Origin of the sequence: Paenarthrobacter sp. NPDC057981 (assembly GCF_042886835.1) — a bacterium.
Lineage (GTDB): Bacteria > Actinomycetota > Actinomycetes > Actinomycetales > Micrococcaceae > Arthrobacter.
In genome coordinates, this window is sequence record NZ_JBHVQI010000018.1 from 45,266 (window position 1) to 63,909 (window position 18,644).

General features: G+C 63.5%; 16 protein-coding genes. 12 read left to right on the forward strand and 4 right to left on the reverse strand.

The window, feature by feature from the left end; genetic code table 11:
* Positions 1-8 precede the first annotated feature (8 nt).
* Positions 9-1,217: an AAA family ATPase gene (locus ACFVSI_RS15800; RefSeq protein ID WP_387825540.1), complete on the forward strand. Its 1,209-nt coding sequence runs from the start codon at positions 9-11 to the stop codon at positions 1,215-1,217.
* A 22-nt stretch (positions 1,218-1,239) separates the two neighbouring features.
* Here ACFVSI_RS15800 and ACFVSI_RS15805 read toward each other — a convergent pair whose 3' ends face one another.
* Complete coding sequence (locus tag ACFVSI_RS15805) at positions 1,240-2,607, reverse strand: LLM class flavin-dependent oxidoreductase (protein WP_144662013.1); 1,368 nt, start codon at positions 2,605-2,607, stop codon at positions 1,240-1,242.
* A gap of 316 nt (positions 2,608-2,923) precedes the next feature.
* Between ACFVSI_RS15805 and ACFVSI_RS15810 the strand changes: the two genes are divergently transcribed.
* Both ACFVSI_RS15810 and ACFVSI_RS15815 read left to right on the forward strand, forming a co-directional pair.
* Positions 2,924-3,436 carry a GNAT family N-acetyltransferase gene (locus ACFVSI_RS15810; RefSeq protein ID WP_262277927.1) on the forward strand — a complete coding sequence of 171 codons (513 nt, stop codon included), beginning with the start codon at positions 2,924-2,926 and terminating at the stop codon, positions 3,434-3,436.
* A 55-nt stretch (positions 3,437-3,491) separates the two neighbouring features.
* Positions 3,492-3,872 carry a RidA family protein gene (locus ACFVSI_RS15815; RefSeq protein ID WP_144662015.1) on the forward strand — a complete coding sequence of 127 codons (381 nt, stop codon included), beginning with the start codon at positions 3,492-3,494 and terminating at the stop codon, positions 3,870-3,872.
* 76 nt (positions 3,873-3,948) lie between these two features.
* On the opposite strand, the gene ACFVSI_RS15820 is transcribed toward ACFVSI_RS15815, so the two are convergent.
* Both ACFVSI_RS15820 and ACFVSI_RS15825 read right to left on the reverse strand, forming a co-directional pair.
* Positions 3,949-4,608, reverse strand: coding sequence for a response regulator (locus tag ACFVSI_RS15820; RefSeq protein WP_387825547.1), 660 nt, complete (start codon positions 4,606-4,608; stop codon positions 3,949-3,951).
* The gene (locus ACFVSI_RS15825; RefSeq protein WP_387825641.1) at positions 4,601-6,298 is read right to left on the reverse strand and encodes an ATP-binding protein; all 1,698 of its coding nucleotides are present in this window, start codon (positions 6,296-6,298) and stop codon (positions 4,601-4,603) included. The genes ACFVSI_RS15820 and ACFVSI_RS15825 overlap by 8 nt, the downstream gene beginning before the upstream one ends.
* Before the next feature lie 198 nt (positions 6,299-6,496).
* On the opposite strand from ACFVSI_RS15825, the gene ACFVSI_RS15830 reads away from it, so the two are divergent.
* Positions 6,497-7,999, forward strand: coding sequence for a CitMHS family transporter (locus ACFVSI_RS15830; RefSeq protein WP_387825550.1), 1,503 nt, complete (start codon positions 6,497-6,499; stop codon positions 7,997-7,999).
* Positions 8,000-8,058: 59 nt separating this feature from the next.
* Here the strand turns inward: ACFVSI_RS15830 and ACFVSI_RS15835 are convergent, their stop codons facing one another.
* The gene (locus tag ACFVSI_RS15835) at positions 8,059-9,576 is read right to left on the reverse strand and encodes an LCP family protein (RefSeq protein WP_387825553.1); all 1,518 of its coding nucleotides are present in this window, start codon (positions 9,574-9,576) and stop codon (positions 8,059-8,061) included.
* A 92-nt stretch (positions 9,577-9,668) separates the two neighbouring features.
* Here ACFVSI_RS15835 and ACFVSI_RS15840 point away from each other — a divergent pair, with 92 nt between their 5' ends.
* From ACFVSI_RS15840 to ACFVSI_RS15875, 8 genes are all read left to right on the forward strand, one after another.
* The gene (locus tag ACFVSI_RS15840; protein ID WP_387825556.1) at positions 9,669-10,547 is read left to right on the forward strand and encodes a cytochrome c oxidase assembly protein; all 879 of its coding nucleotides are present in this window, start codon (positions 9,669-9,671) and stop codon (positions 10,545-10,547) included.
* 61 nt (positions 10,548-10,608) lie between these two features.
* Complete coding sequence (gene gatC / locus ACFVSI_RS15845; RefSeq protein WP_387825559.1) at positions 10,609-10,905, forward strand: Asp-tRNA(Asn)/Glu-tRNA(Gln) amidotransferase subunit GatC; 297 nt, start codon at positions 10,609-10,611, stop codon at positions 10,903-10,905.
* 5 nt (positions 10,906-10,910) lie between these two features.
* The gene (gene gatA, locus ACFVSI_RS15850) at positions 10,911-12,455 is read left to right on the forward strand and encodes an Asp-tRNA(Asn)/Glu-tRNA(Gln) amidotransferase subunit GatA (protein WP_387825562.1); all 1,545 of its coding nucleotides are present in this window, start codon (positions 10,911-10,913) and stop codon (positions 12,453-12,455) included.
* Positions 12,455-13,963 carry an Asp-tRNA(Asn)/Glu-tRNA(Gln) amidotransferase subunit GatB gene (gatB, locus tag ACFVSI_RS15855; RefSeq protein ID WP_387825565.1) on the forward strand — a complete coding sequence of 503 codons (1,509 nt, stop codon included), beginning with the start codon at positions 12,455-12,457 and terminating at the stop codon, positions 13,961-13,963. Before gatA ends, gatB begins: the two co-directional genes overlap by 1 nt.
* A 102-nt stretch (positions 13,964-14,065) precedes the next feature.
* Positions 14,066-14,632: a hypothetical protein gene (locus tag ACFVSI_RS15860; protein ID WP_387825568.1), complete on the forward strand. Its 567-nt coding sequence runs from the start codon at positions 14,066-14,068 to the stop codon at positions 14,630-14,632.
* Positions 14,633-14,925: 293 nt separating this feature from the next.
* Positions 14,926-15,960 (forward strand): ABC transporter permease, encoded by a 1,035-nt coding sequence (locus tag ACFVSI_RS15865; protein WP_387825571.1) that lies wholly within the window; start codon positions 14,926-14,928, stop codon positions 15,958-15,960.
* Between the two features lie 42 nt (positions 15,961-16,002).
* Entirely contained in the window at positions 16,003-16,926 is a 924-nt protein-coding gene (locus ACFVSI_RS15870; RefSeq protein WP_387825574.1) for a carbohydrate ABC transporter permease, read from the forward strand.
* Positions 16,927-16,974: 48 nt separating this feature from the next.
* Positions 16,975-18,633, forward strand: coding sequence for a sugar ABC transporter substrate-binding protein (locus ACFVSI_RS15875; protein WP_387825577.1), 1,659 nt, complete (start codon positions 16,975-16,977; stop codon positions 18,631-18,633).
* The last annotated feature ends 11 nt before the right edge of the window (positions 18,634-18,644 follow it).

Here is an 18,644-nt window from a genome sequence, read left to right on the forward strand (position 1 = left end):
GGCAACCCGTGATCAGGACGCTGGCCATTGCCAATTACCGCTCCATCCGGGACCTTGCCATCGAGCTCCATGGTTTGGATGTGGTGACCGGAGCCAACGGGAGTGGAAAGTCGTCGCTGTACCGGGCGCTGCGCTTGCTGGCTGAGTGCGGGGGAGGGGATGCGGGTAACGTGGTGGGCGCCTTGGCCCGGGATGGCGGTTTGGCATCGACGCTCTGGGCTGGACCTGAGAACATCAGTCACGCCATGCGCCGGGGTGAGGTGCCTGTGCAAGGCACTGTCCGCCAGGCTTCCGTGAACCTGAAGCTGGGCTACTCCGGGGACGACTTCGGCTACTTGGTGGACCTGGGCATGCCTGTTCCTGGAGGGACAGGATTCGACCAGGAGACGGGCCGTCCACGTCCCTCAGCGTTCGCCCTGGACCCCGAAATCAAGCGGGAGCAAATCTTTTCGGGTCCGGTGGCCAGGCCCGGATCATTGTTGGTGGACCGCAAGGGCAGTTTGGCTAAACTCCGTGGTGTCGACGGTGAGTGGACAGAGCTGTCGCGGCGTCTGGATACCTTCCAAAGCCTGCTCACGGAAGTTTCGGATCAGGACCGTGCGCCAGAGGTATTGCGGCTGCGGGACTCAGTGCGTTCCTGGCGCTTCTATGACCACTTCCGCACGGACCCGGACGCTCCCGCCCGCCAGGCGCAGATCGGGACCCGCACGCCTGTCCTGCACCACAGCGGCAGGGATCTCGCCGCCGCCCTCCAGACACTGCGGGAGGTGGGCTTCGAGAAGAAGCTGGATGCCGCCGTCGGCCACGCTTTTCCGGGAAGCCGGCTGGACATCGCTGTCAACGACGGCAGGTTCAGTGTGGAACTCAAACAGCCGGGCATGCTCAGGCCGATGAAAGCCGGAGAACTCTCCGACGGGACCTTGCGGTTCCTGCTCCTCACGGCCGCCCTCCTGACTCCGCGACCCCCGGAACTCATGGTGCTGAACGAACCCGAGACCAGCCTGCATGTTGACCTGATGCCGGCGCTGGCCGGACTGATCGTCCAGGCCAGCGCCTACAGCCAGCTGATTGTCGTGACCCATTCCGAAGCGCTGCTCACGGCATTGCGGGAGACCGGGTCTGCCCATGAGCACGAGCTCTACAAGGAGCTGGGTGAAACCAGGATCAAGGGCCTCGGAGCACTCGAAGGGCCATCGTGGAGCTGGCCCAAACGTTGATCAACCCACCTGCGGGGTCGGCCTAGAAGGCGGAACCAATCGACGTCAGCTCCTGGGCGGCGCTTCCCGCATAACGGTTGGCGGGCCGTTCCAGCCCGTAGTGCCCCCGCAGGGTGGTGGCCGTGTACTCGGTGCGGAAGAGGCCGCGCTGCTGCAGGATCGGCACCACCTGGTCCACGAAGATCTCCAGACCCGAAGGAAGAACAGGCGGCATGATGTTGAAGCCGTCAGCTGCCCCGGCCTGGAACCATTCCTGGATGGCGTCCGCCACTTGTTCCGGCGTGCCTGAGAATGTTCGGTGCCCACGGCCTCCACCCAGCCGTCCAATCAGCTGCCTGACGGTCAGCTGCTCGCGGCGTGCCAATTCAACGATCAGCGTGTAGCGGCTCTTGGCTCCCTCGATCTCGTCCTCGGAGGGCAGGTCCGCGGGAAGCTGCCGGTCCAAGGGCAGGTCTTCGGGCGCAAGCCGCAAGGTCCGGGCCAGCTGTTCGCGTGCGTACTCGGGTTTGATCAGTTCATCAAGCTCACGGTCCAGCCGAAGGGCTTCGGCCTCGGTCGAAGCGATAACAGGTACGATGCCGGGCAGGATCTTAATGCCTTCCGGGTCCCTTCCTGCGGCTGCCGTTCGTGCCTTCAGATCCGTGTAGAACTCCTGTGCGCCGGCCAAGGTCTGGTGCGCAGTAAAAACGGCCTCGGCATACTGGGCCGCAAGGTTCTTTCCGTTCTCCGAGGAACCGGCCTGGACGATCAAGGGGTGGCCCTGGGGTGAGCGGGGAACGTTCAGGGGGCCGCGGACGCGGAAGTGCTTCCCTTCGTGATCGATGACGCGGATCTTTGTGTCGTCTCCCCAGACGCCTTCGGCCTTGTCCGCCAGGATTGCGTCATCTTCCCAGCTGTCCCAGAGCTTCTGGGCTACCTCGATGAACTCGGCTGCCCGTTCGTAGCGGACAGCATGTGCCGGCTGGTCATCCACGCCGAAATTCCGCGCGGCGTCCGGTCCTGCGGTGGTCACGACGTTCCAGCCCGCACGTCCTCCGCTGACCCAGTCCACGGAAGCGAAACGGCGTGCCAGGTTGAAGGGGTCGTTGTACGTCGTGGATGCAGTGGCAATCAGCCCAATCCTCTGGGTAGCGGTGGCGATCGCCGTCAGCAGCACCGTGGGCTCCAGCTTTCCGGCCGGACGACGACCCACCTCGCCAAAGAGGACGGGGGAGTCGGCGAAGAAAATGGAGTCCAGCTTGCCACGTTCCGCGGTGCGGGCAAGGTGCTGGTAGTGCTCGATCTTGGTGGAAGCAAAAGGATCGCTTTCCGGAAGGCGCCACGAGGCCTCGTGGTGTCCGGTGCTCATGAGGAAGGCGTTAAGGTGCAGTTGGCGCTTTGGCGGGGTCATGGTTTCTCCTCGGTTCGGGACGGTTCGGCGCGGGTGTGTGGCAACTTAAGCACGTCGTCGAAGACCACCGCCAGCATCCCGACATGTGGCCGAAACAGCGCGAAACCGGGGTTCACCGGACGAAACGGGACGGCATTCAACGCCACGGGAGGCAATAGAAAGCATGCCGCCGGAGCCACCCAACCCAGCCCGTCGCCGTCGGGCGTCGTGCGGGGCTGGCCGCCGGCGCAGGTGATAGATCCGCCCAGGTGATAGTTCCATCACGGAAAGGGGCATTTGGCGCCCGGGACATCCACGTCGCGACTACCATTGGTAGGTGCTTTCGCCGATTACCGTCCGTCCCGCCCTGCCTGAAGACTACGACGCCGTTGCCCGCATTACGCAGGACTCCTACGTGACGGCGGGGTACTACGGCGACGCCGACCACCCGTACCTGCAGAAACTCCAGGACGTCGCCGGGCGCGCGGAGCACGCAGAGATCCTCGTTGCGGAGCGCAACGGCCAAGTGATCGGTTCTGTCACGGCAGCTCCGGCCGGCGGTGGTTTCTCCGACATTGGCCTGGCGGACGAGTTGGAATTGCGGACGCTCGTGGTAGATCCGGCCGTCCAGCGCTCAGGCGCGGGCCGCGCCTTGGTGCAGGCCGTCGTCGACCAGGCGAAGTCCATGGACGGCATCAACGCCGTATCGCTGACAACCGGGGCGACGTGGGAAAGTGCCAACGCGCTGTACAAGCGCACCGGCTTCGACCGCGCTCCGGAGCGTGACTGGTTCGTTCCGGGCACCGACATAAAACTGTTCGTTTACAGGCTCGAGCTCGGGCAGTCATAAAGTTTCCTTCGAAGCGCCGGTCACCGGGCCGGGCGCAACGACAGGAAGGCGCGGCATGCGCAAGACATTCGGCACGGGATCGGTCTGGGAACAGACCCTTGGTTACTCCCGCGCAGTCCAGGTGGACAACACTCTCTTCATTTCGGCGACGGCTGCCAGCGGTCCTGACGGAATCGTCGGTGACGACTTCTACTCCCAGACCAAGTACATCCTCGAAAAGCTCGGCACGGTCCTCGAGGACGCCGGCTTCTCCTATGACGACGTGGTGCAGTCGAAGCTGTACCTGACGGACATCAGCAAGTGGGAAGACGCAGGCCGTGCGCACGGTGAGGTCTTCGGCGAGATCCGCCCGACGCTGTCCCTGGTGCACGTGCTGCCGTTCCTGGATCCGCAGATGCTGGTGGAAATCGAGCTCGTGGCGCAGAAGTCCGCCTAAGCTCTTCGCACCCAACTGGGGGACAGCAGGTGCTCCACTGACCGCTCATTGGAGCACGTGCTGTCCCCCAGTTGGGTTAGCCCGGGACGCCGTAGCGGTGTTCCGGGCGGCCCGTGCTTCCGTAGCGCAGTTGGATTTCGACGGCGCCATCATCAGCAAGCGAGGACAGGTACCTTTGCGCTGTGGCGCGGGAGACACCGACACGTTCGGCCACTTCTGCGGCAGAGTACTGATCGCCGGGGACCAGCGATTCGAGGACCGCCGCTTCGGTGGCGGACCGCGGTTTGGCGGCAGGGGCCACGTCCCCGGGAATCAGGGAGCGCTTGGCCCGCTCTATGGTGGTCTGGTCAATGGCGGTTTGCTGGCCGAGGATCCTGCGGTAGCGCGCATAGGACCTGAGCTGCTGCGACAGGGACTCGGCGGTAAAGGGCTTCAGCAGGTAGCCCAACGCACCCCTGCGCAGCGCCACCTTGATGGACTGGGCATCGGAAGCGGCAGTCAGCATCACGGCATCGACGTCGAGTTGCCCCAGGAGATCGAGCCCGGACCCGTCCGGAAGGTAGACGTCCAGCAGCACCAGATCGGGGCGCAGGCTATGAATGGCCTGGAGCGCCTGGGATACGGAACCGGCCGGGGCCAACGCCATGAAGCCTGCCACGGAGTCCACATACGCTGCGTGGAGCCTTGCCACGTGGAAGTCGTCATCCACGATCAGCACCCGCAAATCCTCAGCCATGGTTGTCCTCCGTCATTGTTGCGCCCGCATCCTTGGTACCGGGTCGGGCGGTGTCCATCACTCCGGGGATACTCGCCATGAAGACTGCGCCCGGCCCTCCCATCGTGCCCGACTCCAGGACACGGACGTCCCCGCCTCGTCGCCGCGCCAGCTGCCGCACAAGGGCCAGCCCCAATCCTTGTCCCGCACCCGGGCGCGCCGTGTGGTCCGCCGTCGTGAATCCTTCGGTGAAAACCTCCTCGGGGTCCAGCTCTCCCAAACCGTCCCCGGAGTCCGCCACCACGATGTGGAGCGCGCCGCCGTCGTGGCTTTGCTCGTCCAGCAGCTCAATGTCCACCCAGCGCTCATTCCCGGAACCGGCGACGGCGGCACTGACCGCATTGTCGATCAGGTTGCCGAGCACTGTGGTCACGTCCTGGGGATCGGCCACGTGCCCACGGACCAGCGTTTCGGGGCCGACACGCAGGGCCACGCCGCGTTCGGAGGCTTCGACTCCCTTGGCGCCAATGAAGGCCTGCAGATACGGGTCCTGCAGGAGTTCGGCTTGCTCCACGGGAAACTTCAGGGGCCCGGTGGCCGAGATCCTGGCCAGATATTCCTTGGCCGATTCGTACTGGCCGATGCTCATGAACCCGGCAATGGTATGCAGTTGGTTGGCGAATTCGTGGCGCTGGGCGCGGAGCGCCGTGGACATGGTTCCCACGGCATCGAGCTGCTGCGTCAGTTGTTGCAATTCAGTGCGGTCGCGCAGCATGAGAACCCAACCGAGGTCTTCCTTGCGGTGCCAGGCTTTGCGTGCGCTGGCTACCAGGACCCGCCCGCCGGCAACGATTTCCACGGCCTCGGCGTCCTGCGCCGCGGGTTTGGTGAGCCGCTTGAGTTGTTCAGGGACGTCCGCCGAGACCCAGTCCTGGCCCGTGGCGTCAGGCATGTCCAGGAGCCGGGAAGCGGCAGCGTTGAAGACGGAGATGCGACCGTCGGCAGCGATGCCGATCACGCCGTCGTCCACGCCTTGGAGGACCGCCACCTGATCGTGGACCAGGGTGCTGATTTCTTCCGGCTCCAATCCGAGGGTGAGCCGCTGGAGTCGTCGGCGGAGCAGGAAGGAGGCCAGGACGCCGGCCAGCAGCGCCCCGCCGGCGGTGAGGGCGATGGGAGCGATGTCCCGGACCAGGCTTTCCGTCAGCGACTCCACGGAGTATCCCACGCTGACTTCGCCCACTATCGTCGTGGAGCCGGGGGAGTAGACCGGCACCTTGGCCCCGGCTGAAGGCCCCAGGGTGCCGGTATTGCGCGTGGTGATTTCCTCGCCCGCCAACGCAACGGACGGATCGGTGCTGACCCTTTCGCCGAGTCGTGCGAGGTCCGGATGGGCAAGCCGCAGTCCTGTTTCGTCCGTGATGACAACGAAGAGCGCGCCGGTCCGGACCCTGGCTGCCTCCGCTGCCGCCTGAAGGGGACCGGCAGCGAGGACATCGGGTGGCGGGGTCCCCTCTTCCTTGCTGATGGCCTGGACATCGGCCCGGACATCCGGGTCGGCGGCTACTGTCCTTGCCAAAGTCAGGGCTTGGTTTTCGGCTTCATCACCGATCCGCTCGTAGACCAGCCATGCGTGGACGGCGCCGCTGAGCAGCACCACCAGCAGAACTACCCCAAGCTGAAGGAGAAGGGTTTGGGTGGAGAAGCGCATGCTGACTCTGCTGCTACGGCGCACCGTCACTCCTTTCCTCCAGATCCATTGAAGCACTGAGCACAATGCGCAAAACGTTCGCAACGAGCAGTAGTCCGATCAATTCCCACAAACCCCTGCCCGTGACGGACGCCACCCTATTGTCTGTAGTGCGCATCACACCGACGTGGCGCCATTCACAGTAGTAAGGAGCCGGCCGTGCTGGTTTTGCTTGGATTCGCAATGATTGCGGTATTCATGGTCCTGATCATGACCAAAAAACTGACGCCAGTCCTGGCGTTGATCATCGTCCCGACCGTTTTCGGTCTCTTCGCCGGCGCCGGGCTCGGAATCGGGCCCATGGTCATGGATTCCATGAAGTCCATGACCTCCACGGCCGCGCTCCTCATGTTCGCGATCATCTACTTCGGGTTGATGATCGACGTCGGACTCTTTGATCCGCTGGTCAAGTTCATCCTCCGCAAGTTGGGCAACGACCCCGCCAAGGTTGTCCTTGGCACCGCGATCCTGGCTGCCGCTGTGTCCCTCGACGGTGACGGCTCCACCACCTTCATCCTCACCACAGCCGCCATGCTTCCCGTGTACCTGCGCCTGAAGATGAGCCCTGTAGTCCTCACCTGCGTGGCGGGCCTTGCCAACGGAACCATGAACATCCTGCCGTGGGGCGGACCCACCGCACGCGCCGCTACTGCCCTGAAGCTGGACGTCAACGACGTCTTCGTCCCGATGGTCCCCTCGCTCATTGTCGGCCTGATCGTTGTGCTGGTCTTCTCCTGGCTGCTCGGCCTTCAGGAACGCAACCGCCTCCGTGCCGTAGCTCCGGAGATCTGGGGCGACGTCGCCGATCCCTCTGAGGCGTTCGACGGCGGCAACGGCCGCGGCGGCGCTGTGGCAGCCGGCACCGGTACCGCAGGATCCGGCAAGGGCGGTTCCCGGTTCGAGGCCGGCCCAAGCAAAACCGCAGGCAAACCGGGCACCGGCGGAGGCACCGGCGTCGTGGTCCTGGAACGCACCGAAGAGTTGGTGGACGAACACGACACCGCCATGGCAGACACCGCACTGGACCCCAACCGCGCCACGCTGCGCCCCAAGCTGTTCTGGTTCAACCTGGCACTCACCGTTGCCGTCATGGTGACCCTCGTTGCCAACATCATTCCGTTGCCGTTCGTCTTCATGGTCGGTTCCGCCATCGCACTTTTGGTGAACTTCCCCAAGGTCAAGGACCAGGGTGCACAGCTGATTGCGCACGCGCCGTCGATCGTCGCCGTGGTCAGCATGGTCATGGCCGCCGCCGTCCTCACCGGCGTGCTGAACGGTACGGGCATGGTCAAGGCAATGTCCGAATGGCTGGTCCAGATCATTCCTGCGGACATGGGCCCGTTCATGGCGGTCATCACCGGCCTGCTGAGCATCCCCATGACATTCTTCATGAGTAACGATGCCTTCTACTTCGGAGTACTGCCGGTCCTCAGCGAAACTGCCGCACACTACGGTGTCGGGGCGGCGGACATGGCCCGGGCCTCCATCACCGGACAACCCTTCCACCTGCAGAGTCCGCTGGTTCCGGCCATTCTCCTGCTGGTCTCACTGGCCAAGGTTGAACTGGGCGACCACCACAAGAAGGTTCTTTGGCGCACCGCGGTCATCTCGCTCGTCATGCTCGCCGTCGGTGTCCTGACGGGCGCCATCGGCATCGGCTGACAGCCAGCCCCCACCGCCGCGCGGGAACTTCCACGCGGCGGTGACATCACAGCTCATGATCAGCCTGCCGGGTTTGTTGCCTGGCAGGTCTGGTCATTGGCTGTTTGGCTGGGAATGGTTCCCTCGGCCGGAGCAGGGGCAGGCTTGTCGCCGGTTGCGAAGTCCTCGCCGGCGTAGAGCTGGACGCCCTCGATGCCGGTGACCTCCTGGACGCTGGTGGCCGGCAAGCCAAACAGGGCGGCGATATCGCTTGCCACGTCATCGAAACCGGCCTGGTAGTACACCATCGTCTGGGTCCGGGGCTGGGCCTGCAACCGGGTTGTTTTGGTGTAACCGGCAGCAGCCAGTGTGGCCGCAATGGCGTTGCTGCGACCCGTCACGGAGGTACCGTTCGCAACGGAGACCGGCTGGAGTGCCTTGTCGAAGGACGGCTTGGCCGGGGCGCTGGATGCATCGTCCGGGGGAGTGGTTGCTCCCTGGCTGAGGTCCGCGCTGTGCTGCAGGGCAGAGAAAAGCTGGGAGGCCGCGGGTTCTGCCAAGGCCAGCCGGTTGGGGTCCGACGGCGCCGGAACGGTCGGGACAGTGATGAAGTTGACCTTGGCCGGGTCGATGTTCTTCAGACGGTCCGCGATGGTCAGCAAGGACGGAACTGAAGACAACCCCGTATCCACGGTGAGGTTGCTTGTCATCGTGTCCGCAATATCCAGCACTTTTTGCGGGTTGGTCAGGGTACCTTCGGATTTGAGCTTCCGGACCAGCGAGCCCAGGAAGGCTTGCTGGGCCTGGATCCGGCCGAGGTCCCCGCCGTCGGCAAAAGCGTGGCGGGTGCGCAGGAATGCCAACGCCTGGTCACCTTGCACTTGGGAGGTTCCCTTGGGAAGCCGGAGTCCGGAGTCGGGATCGTCGACGGCGGAATTGACGCATACGTCGACGCCTCCCACCTTGGTGGAGAGCTCCTTGACGGCATTGAAGTCCGCCATCATGAAGTGGTCGATCTCCAAGCCCGTGAGCTTGTTCAGGGTATCGACCGCACAGCCTATGCCGGCTTCGGCCATCGCACTGTTGATCATGGCGTCCTCGCGGGCCGCATGTTGCTGGTTGGTGGCCTGGTCCTTGCATTCAGGGACATCGACCATGAGATCCCTGGGAAAGCTGATCACGTTGACGTTGTTGTTGTCCGCGGAAATATCCACCAGCATCATGACGTCCGATTGGCCATAGCCCGACGATTGGTCCGCGGTGCCGTACTGGCTGTTCTTGCCGCTGCGGGTATCACTTCCCAGGACCAGGATCTGGAGGCGGTCCTTGCGGTCATCCACCGGACCTTCGGTACGGGAGCCTCCCGCGCCCAAGGCGCTCGTGGAAATGTTGGACTGCAACCGCCACAGCCAATATCCGCCAAAGCACAGGACACCGAGTAAAACCGCTGCCACCACAATGACGCCGAGTCTCAGCCAGCGGCGGCGCCTGCGCGGTGGTGAAGCGAGGCTGCCGTCCACCAGCTTTCCTTGTCCGGGATAGGCAGCAGCAGCTGGATCGGGGCGGTTGGGGTCGGGACTTTCGTGACGACCTTGCACGGGGCCGGCCTTTCCTAGGGGTCAGAAGCGGCTTATGTTACTGAGCGAATCTGGGAACTTCCCCTATCAGCTTGCTGGAATATCATGGCCCGGTGCCGCCCCTTGAACTTCTTGGCAGTGCCTGGCGAATCGACTGGGCAGCCCTCGCAATGATCAGTACGTTCGCTGTGCTTTATGGCATTGGTATCAGGGCCGCGGCCAGGAACGGCCATCGATGGCAAGTCTGGCGCGCGATTGCCTTCTACGGTCCGGGCCTTGGATCCATGGCAGTTCTCACCTGTGGATTCACGGGTGTCTACGGCGCGGACCTGCGGTGGGCGTTCACCATTAAGGTCTCGCTGCTCCTGTTTGTTGTACCCCTTCTGTTGGGACTCGGCCGGCCCATCACGCTTGCCCGCGCAGCCTTGTCCGACAGGGGCACGGAAGTGCTCAACGCCGTGCTGGCTCACCGTGTTGTGCGCTTCTTCAGCAATTCCCTGGCCGCCCCGCTGCTGGGACTGGCCCTCTTTTCCACTTTCCTGACACCGGCGTTCCACGCATTGCGGGCCGATCCCTGGGCCGATGCCCTGGTGACGGCCTGTGTTCCGCTGCTCGGCCTCCTGATGGCCCTGCCGATCATCGAAGAAGTAGATTTCCAGCGCTCCAGCGCGTACATCACCCTGGAGTTCGTGTTTGTTTTCATCGAGCTCCTGCTCGATGCCGTCCCGGGCATCCTGCTCCGTCTCAATGGCCAGGTGCTGGACCACGTCATGACCACCCAGGCCATGGCGTCATGGTTCCCGGACCCGCTGCGCGACCAGCAACTGGCAGGAGATGCCCTGTGGTTCATCTGCGAAATCGTGGATTTGCCCCTGATCATCCTGATGTTCGTCCGGTTCGCCCGCAGCGACAAACGCGAGGCCCGTGGTTTCGATGAACTGACGGACGAGCAACTGGAGGAACTGAACGCGCAGCACCTGAACCGGCGCTGAAGCCGGCGCGCAGCCAAGTAGACTGGTTCGGAAAACCAATTGAACTTTGCAGGGGAGATCCATGGCTGCGATCAACCGTGACGACGTCGCGCATCTTGCGCGTCTGGCTCACATTGAAATGAGTGCCGAAGAACTGGACAGGATGGCTGTTGAGCTTGCCGTCATCGTGGATTCGGTGAAGAGCGTGAGCGAGGCTGCCGGAGACGACGTCCCGGCCACATCCCACCCGATTCCGTTGACCAACGTGTTCCGCGAGGACGTCGTGGGGCACACGTTCACGGCAGAGCAGGCATTGTCCGGCGCACCGGACGCCTACGGGAACCGTTTCAAAGTCCCGGCAATCCTGGATGAGGACTGATCACCATGACTGAGCTGAAAAACGAACTCATCCACCACTCCGCCGCCGACCTCGCTGCCAAGCTGGCCGCACGCGAAGTTTCCGCCGTCGAGGTTACGCAGGCTCACCTTGACCGGATCGCCGACGTCGACGGCCAGGTCAATGCCTTCCTGCACGTCAACAGCGAAGAGGCTTTGGCTGTTGCCGCCGAAGTGGACGCTGCCCGCGCCGCCGGCGGCGAAGAGCTGCACGCCCTTGCCGGTGTCCCGATCGCGGTGAAGGACCTCATCGTCACCATCGGCCAGCCGACCACTGCCGGCTCGAAGATCCTCGAGGGCTGGCACAGCCCGTACGACGCCACAGTGGTGAAGAAGCTCCGCGCAGCAAAGATGCCGATCCTGGGCAAGACCAACCTGGACGAATTCGCCATGGGTTCCTCCACGGAACACTCGGCCTTCGGACCTACGCGCAACCCTTGGGACCTGGAGCGCATCCCCGGCGGTTCGGGTGGTGGCTCCGCTGCCGCCGTCGCCGCTTTCGAAGCGCCGCTGGCGCTCGGCACGGACACCGGTGGATCCATCCGCCAGCCCGGCGCCGTCACCGGAACCGTGGGCATGAAGCCGACGTACGGTGCTGTTTCGCGCTACGGTGCCATTGCCATGGCCTCGTCGCTGGACCAGATTGGCCCGGTATCCCGCACGGTGCTGGACTCCGCGCTGCTCCAGGAAGTCATCGGCGGCCACGATCCCTTTGATTCGACGTCCCTGACGGACCCGTTCAACAACCTGGTCGCTGCTGCCCGCCTGGGCAACGTTGCCGGCACGAAGATCGGCATCATCAAGGAACTGCACGGCGAGGGCTACCAGGCCGGTGTCGAGAACCGCTTCAACGAGTCTCTTCAACTCCTGAAGGACGCCGGCGCGGAAATCGTCGAGGTTTCCTGCCCCAACCTCAAGTACGCCCTGGGTGCGTACTACCTCATCATGCCGTCCGAGGTCTCCAGCAACCTGGCCAAGTTCGACGGTGTCCGCTTCGGTCTGCGCGTCCTGCCCAAGGACGGACCCATGACCATCGAACGCGTCATGGGGGCCACCCGTGCCGCAGGTTTCGGCGACGAGGTCAAGCGGCGCATCATCCTGGGTACCTACGCACTGAGCGCCGGCTACTACGACGCCTACTACGGTTCGGCGCAGAAGGTCCGCACCCTGATCCAGCGCGACTTCGACGCCGCCTTCGCCCAGGCGGATGTCCTCATTTCCCCGACGGCGCCCACCACGGCGTTCAAGCTGGGGGAGAAGCTGGATGACCCCCTGGCCATGTACCTGAACGACGTCGCCACGATTCCTGCGAACCTCGCAGGCATCCCGGGCCTGTCCCTGCCGGGCGGCCTTGCCGATGAGGACGGTCTGCCCGTCGGCATCCAGTTGCTGGCTCCTGCCCGCGAGGATGCCCGGCTGTACCGCGTGGGTGCGGTCCTCGAATCCGTCCTTGAAGAGAAGTGGGGCGGCCCGATGCTGGCACAGGCACCTGTACTGGGTTCTGCCTCAACAACCGCCGGAGGTTCCAACTAATGTCCGTCGACGCAATCCTGAGCTTCGAAGAGGCCATGGAGAAGTACGATCCCGTCCTGGGTTTCGAGGTCCACGTGGAACTCAACACCAAGACAAAGATGTTCTCCTCTGCACCCAACGTCTTCGGCGATGAGCCCAACACCAACGTCAACGAGGTTGACCTCGGCATGCCCGGCGTCCTTCCCGTGGTAAACAAGGCCGCCGTCGAATCCTCCATCAAGATCGGCCTTGCCCTGAACTGCAAGATTGCCGAATCCTGCCGGTTTGCCCGGAAGAACTACTTCTACCCGGACACGCCGAAGAACTTCCAGACCTCGCAGTACGACGAGCCGATCGCCTACGACGGTTACCTCGACATCGAACTCGAGGACGGAACGGTCTTCCGCGTTGAGATCGAACGTGCCCACATGGAAGAGGACGCCGGCAAGCTGACCCACATGGGTGGTGCCGCAGGCCGTATCCAGGGTGCAGACTACTCGCTGGTGGACTACAACCGCTCCGGTGTGCCGCTGGTGGAAATCGTCACCAAGCCGATTGAGGGCGCCGGAAGCCGGGCCCCCGAGCTGGCCAAGGCCTACGTCGCCGCTGTTCGCGAAATCGTGAAGAACCTCGGCGTCTCCGATGCCAAGATGGAACGCGGCAACGTCCGCTGCGATGCCAACGTTTCCTTGCGCCCGCATGGCCGCGAACGCTTCGGCATCCGTTCGGAGACCAAGAACGTAAACTCGCTGCGCGCCGTCGAGCACGCTGTCCGTTACGAAATCCAGCGGCACGCCGCCGTCCTCGAGTCCGGCGAACCGGTCATCCAGGAGACGCGCCACTGGCACGAGGACACGCGGTCGACGACGTCGGGCCGGCCCAAGTCCGACGCCGACGATTACCGCTACTTCCCTGAGCCGGACCTGGTTCCGGTTGTAGCGTCCCGTGAGTGGGTGGAGGAATTGCGCGCAACGCTTCCCGAGCCCCCGGCCGAGCGCCGCAAGCGGCTCAAGGAAGCCTGGGGATATTCGGACCTGGAGTTCCGCGATGTCGTGAACGCCGGCGTCATGGACTCCATCGAGGAAACGATCGCAGCCGGCGCCTCCGCCGATGTCGCCCGCAAGTGGTGGATGGGTGAGATCGTGGGCCGCGCCAAGGTTGCCGACGTCGAGCCCGCCGAACTTGGTGTGACGCCCCAGCTCATTGTCGAGCTCAACAAGCTCGTCGAAGGCGGCAAGATCAACAACAAGATGGCCTCGCAGGTCCTGGACGGCGTCCTTGCCGGCGAAGGAACGCCTGAGGAGATCATCGAAAAGCGCGGCCTTGCCGTGGTTTCGGATGACGGTCCGCTCCTGGAGGCGATTGACGCTGCTCTGGCTGCCCAGCCGGATGTGGCTGAGAAGATCCGCGGCGGCAAGGTACAGGCCATCGGCGCCATCGTCGGTGGTGTCATGAAGGCCACCCGAGGCCAGGCTGATGCAGGACGCGTTCGCGAACTCATCCTCGAGAAGCTTGGGGTGGAGGGCTAAGCACCCGCACACCCAACCGGGTCGCAGTTGTTGTCTTTCTGAGCCCTCAGAAAGGCACCAACTGCGACCCACTTTTCGTTGGTCCGGGCGCACAATTAAGTCATGGCCACTCTTTCGCCGGGCCTTCGCAAGGCCCTTCTCGCCGGCGGGATTGCCGTCGCTGTGACCGGTGCCGGGAGCGCCGCCGTGTGGGCCGGCACCCAGCCCAACCCCACGCCGTCGGACACGTCCTCCAGCACCCCCGCGCCAAGCCCCTCCGCGTCAGCCAAAGCCGGGCACCAGCAGGGCCGCGGCCAAGGGATCCACGGAGAGCACGTGGTCAAGCAGCCGGACGGGAGCTTCCGTACCGTTCTGACCCAGGCGGGAACCATCGAGTCAGTCAGCGGCTCCGACATCACCGTGAAGAGCGAAGACGGCTTCACGCAGCGCTACGCCATCAATGGCGACACGAAGATCAGCAAAGTCCCGGCAGACCCGGCTCAACTCCGGAACGGCAAGGGCAAGCCCACGTTGCCGTCGACCACTGCGGCCGAGCTGAAGGCGGGAGATGCCGTACACATCAGCGGCACGAAAGCCGGAGACGCGGTCACCGCTGACAGGATCGTCTCCGGAGAACTGCCGGCCGGCGTCAAGGGCCACGGCATGAAGCGCGGGCACGGGCCTATCTAGTCGTTCACGGGCTAGCTTTCACGGGCGACGCACCCCTTTCCGCCGCACGCGCCAGTAGCTCATCAGCCTCGCGCCCTTTTGCGCCCTTCGCACCCGCGGTTACAGGTGCGCGCCGCGCAAAGTGGCGCGATGACGGCCGCTCGGTTTTCCGGTTGTGATGAAAACTGATTTCTGCGAGCAGTTTCAATCATCTTCTTGCAAAAAGCCTCCAGCTCACTTATGGTTTGTTAAACGGTTAACGAGCGTGGCGCGAATCACAATGACGGATTCCGCTCAGCACTTGAGGAGACAGCATGAACTCGACGACGGAACAAGCTCCGGCATTGCCCGAAGCCCGCCGAGTCCCACCCATCGCAGGTGGAAACGCCCTCGGAGCCGATGCGAAGAAACGAAAGAAGAACAAAGCCCCGCAGAAGAGCTTCCGGTCCCGGCTGCGGCGTGACAAGCAGATGCTCCTCATGATGGTGCCGGGCGTGGTGTTCCTTCTGCTGTTCTTCTACATCCCCATCCTGGGCAATGTCATCGCTTTCCAGGACTATCAGCCGTACCTCGGCATCGGAGACAGCCTTTGGGTGGGCTGGCAGAACTTCGTGGACTTGTTCGGCAACCCCGACTTCATCCATGCTTTCTGGAACACCCTGTACTTGGCCGCCTGGCAGCTTGTCTTCCTGTTCCCCGTGCCCTTGGTACTGGCACTGATCGTGGACTCGCTGATCAGCACCCGGGTCCGGAAGATCTTCCAGAGCATCGCCTATTTGCCGCACTTCCTGTCGTGGGTGCTGGTGATCGCGTTCTTCCAGCAGATGCTCGGCGGGGCGGGATTCGTCAACAACCTGCTCCGGGACTGGGGCATGGATCCCATTCCGTTCATGACCAACCCGGAAACGTTCCCCGTGATGGTAGTTGTCCAGATGATCTGGAAGGACGCCGGCTGGGCCATGATCATCTTCCTGGCGGCCCTTGCCAGCATCGACGCCTCGCTCTATGAGGCCGCGGCCGCCGACGGCGCCGGGCGGTGGCGGAGGATGTGGCACATCACCCTCCCCGGGCTGCGTCCCGTGATTGTCCTGCTCCTGATCCTGCGCATCGGAGACATCCTTTCGGTCGGCTTCGAGCAGTTCATCTTGCAACGGGACGCTGTCGGAGCAGGTGCTGCCGAAGTCCTGGACACCTTCACGTACTACACCGGTGTGGTTGGAGGCGGCTGGAGCTCGGGAGCTGCGGCCGGACTGGCCAAGGGTGTGGTCAGCGCCCTGCTGATCTACGGCGCCAACAAACTTGCCCACCGCTTCGGCGAAGACGGAATCTTCGCAAAACAAGTGCGCTGAAAGCCACGCTGAGCCGCGCGCCCGCCGCACAAGGAGAACCCCATGGCAACAACACTTTTTGCAAGAAAGCCCCGGGAGCTGACGTACAACCCCAAGCGCCCGGTGTGGAAGGAAAAGCCTTCCGCCCTCTACCAAACGGTCAAAGCAGTAGTCCTGATCGTCTTCAGCTTGTCCATCCTCACGCCGATCCTCCTGGTCGTATCGACGTCCCTGGCGGACACGGAGCAACTGGTCAAAGCCGGCGGTTTCGTGCTGTGGCCCGAGCGGCCAACACTGGAGGCCTACGCCACCATCTTCAAGGGCCCCATGGTCCTGCAATCCCTCGGGGTGAGCATTCTGATCACCGCCGTTGGCACCATCCTGGCGCTCTTCGTGACCATCACCATGGCCTACGCCACCAGCCGTTCGGTGCTGTTCGGCAGGCCGGTCATCCTGGCAGTCCTCTTCACCCTGCTTTTTGCGCCAGGGCTGATTCCATCGTTCCTGATGATCCGTCAACTGGGGATGCTGGACTCCCTGTGGTCGCTGATCCTTCCGGGAATCTTTGGAGCCTTCAATTTTGTGGTCATGCGCTCGTTCTTCATGAACATCCCGGGTGAACTCATCGAGAGCGCCAGGATTGACGGTGCCAACGACTGGCAAATTCTGTGGCGCATCGTGATGCCGCTGTCCAAAGCCGTGATCGCCGTCGTGGGCCTGTTCTACGCGGTGGGCTTCTGGAACTCGTTCTTCAACGCGCTTCTCTACATCAACGACCACAGCAAATGGCCCATCCAGCTGTTGCTGAGGAACTTCGTGGTGCAGGGGAGCGGGGCCGCAGACCAGCTCGGCATCACCACAACGCCCCCGCCGCAGTCCATCCAGATGGCCGTCGTCGTGGTGGCGCTGGTTCCCATCCTGATGGTCTACCCCTTCCTCCAAAAGCACTTCGCCAAGGGCGTCATCACCGGCGCCGTCAAGGGCTAAGCCCGACAACCACCTACACCAAAGCACGTAACCAGAAAGGGTTATGCCATGACGAGCACTACCTCACAGGCTGGATTCAGCCGCCGCGGTTTCCTTGGCCTTGCAGGCTTGGCCGTGTCCGCCGTCGGACTGTCCGCCTGCGGTGGTGGCGGCGCCGGAAGCAACGGAGGCGCCGCAGCCTCCGCCTCTGTGAAGTTGCCCACCTACAAGGAATTCACCGGCGTCACTCCTGACATCGCAGGAAACGCCCAGGGCCTCCAGGCCGGCTATTTCAAACTGCCCACTCCTGTGCAGTCCGTGAAGACGCCCCCGCTGAAGGGGAAAGTCACTGGCCTGACCGAAACGTTCGACACCATGAGCCCGGGCCTGAAGGACAACCCTTTCTGGCAGCGCCTCAATGCCAAGCTAGGCGGAGACCTGGAACTGCAGATCGCCGAGGACATCGGGGATGGCTACCCGGCCAAGTTCGCCACCGTCCTGGCCAGCAATGATCTCCCGGACATGATGTGGGTTCCGCCGAACCAAGGCATTCCCAACGTGGGTCCGATGCTGGAGGCAAAGTTCCAGGACCTGACGCCCTACCTTTCGGGCGACGCCGTCCTTGAGTACCCCAACCTGGCCGCACTTAAGCCCGATTCCTGGAAGACCGCCGTCGTGAACGGCAAGATCTGGGGAGCGCCCATCCCGAGTACCCCGTTCGGCCAGGTGTACCTGGGCAACCACGACATGTGGGCCAAAGTGGGCGGCTTCGAGGCTTCCAGCGCTGATGAATTCCTGGACAAAGCCAAGGAACTGACCCGTCCGGGTGACCAGCAGTACGCCCTGGAACCTGCCTACATCAACGCCCTGCACATGGTGACCGAATGGTTTGGTGCGCCGAACAGCTGGGCCGTCAACAAGGACCGGACGCTGACCCACCTGTATGAGACCGACGAGTACATGGCCGGCGTGGAGTTCACGGCAAAGATGTTCGCTGCGGGTGTGTTCTATCCGGACTCCAAGGCCACGGACATCCGTTCCCGTGTGGCCAACGGCAGCGTTGCGGCGCAGGTAGTGGTGGGCCCTCACGACCTCCGGAGCTACCGTGCCCTGAACAAGACCGCCCGCTTTGACGTTCTCATTCCTTTCAGTGCCGACGGCAAGGTCAAGCCCACCTACGACATGGGCTACGGCACCGTGGGCTTCACACCGTTCAAGAAGGCCGAAGAAGGCAAGATCCGCGAGCTGCTGGCACTCATCAACTACCTGTCAGCGCCGTTCGGCACGGTGGAGTACATGCAGAAGAACTTCGGCGAGCTCGGGCAGGACTACACCATCGACGCCGCCGGCAACCCGGCCCGCACCGACACAGGAAGCACCAACGCCCCGGGCCTGGTCTCGGCGCTGAACATCATGGCCAGCCCCGAAAACGTCATCTTCAACCCAGGATTCGACGACGACACACGCTACGTCAGTGAGCAGGAGAAGAAGCTCCTGGAGATCGCCTGGCGCAACCCCACCAACGGCTCCTACTCGGACACCAATGCCAAGGTGGGCGCCAAGATCACCAAGCAGCTCCGGGACAAGGTAGTGGACATCATCACCGGCCGCGCCAAGATCGACGAGCTCAAGGATGCCGTCAAGCGCTGGAAGAGCGAAGGCGGGGACAAGATGCGCGATGAGTACCAGGCCGCGTTGGACCCCAACGCGCCAGTCTTCCGGAGCTAAGTCTCTCGTTG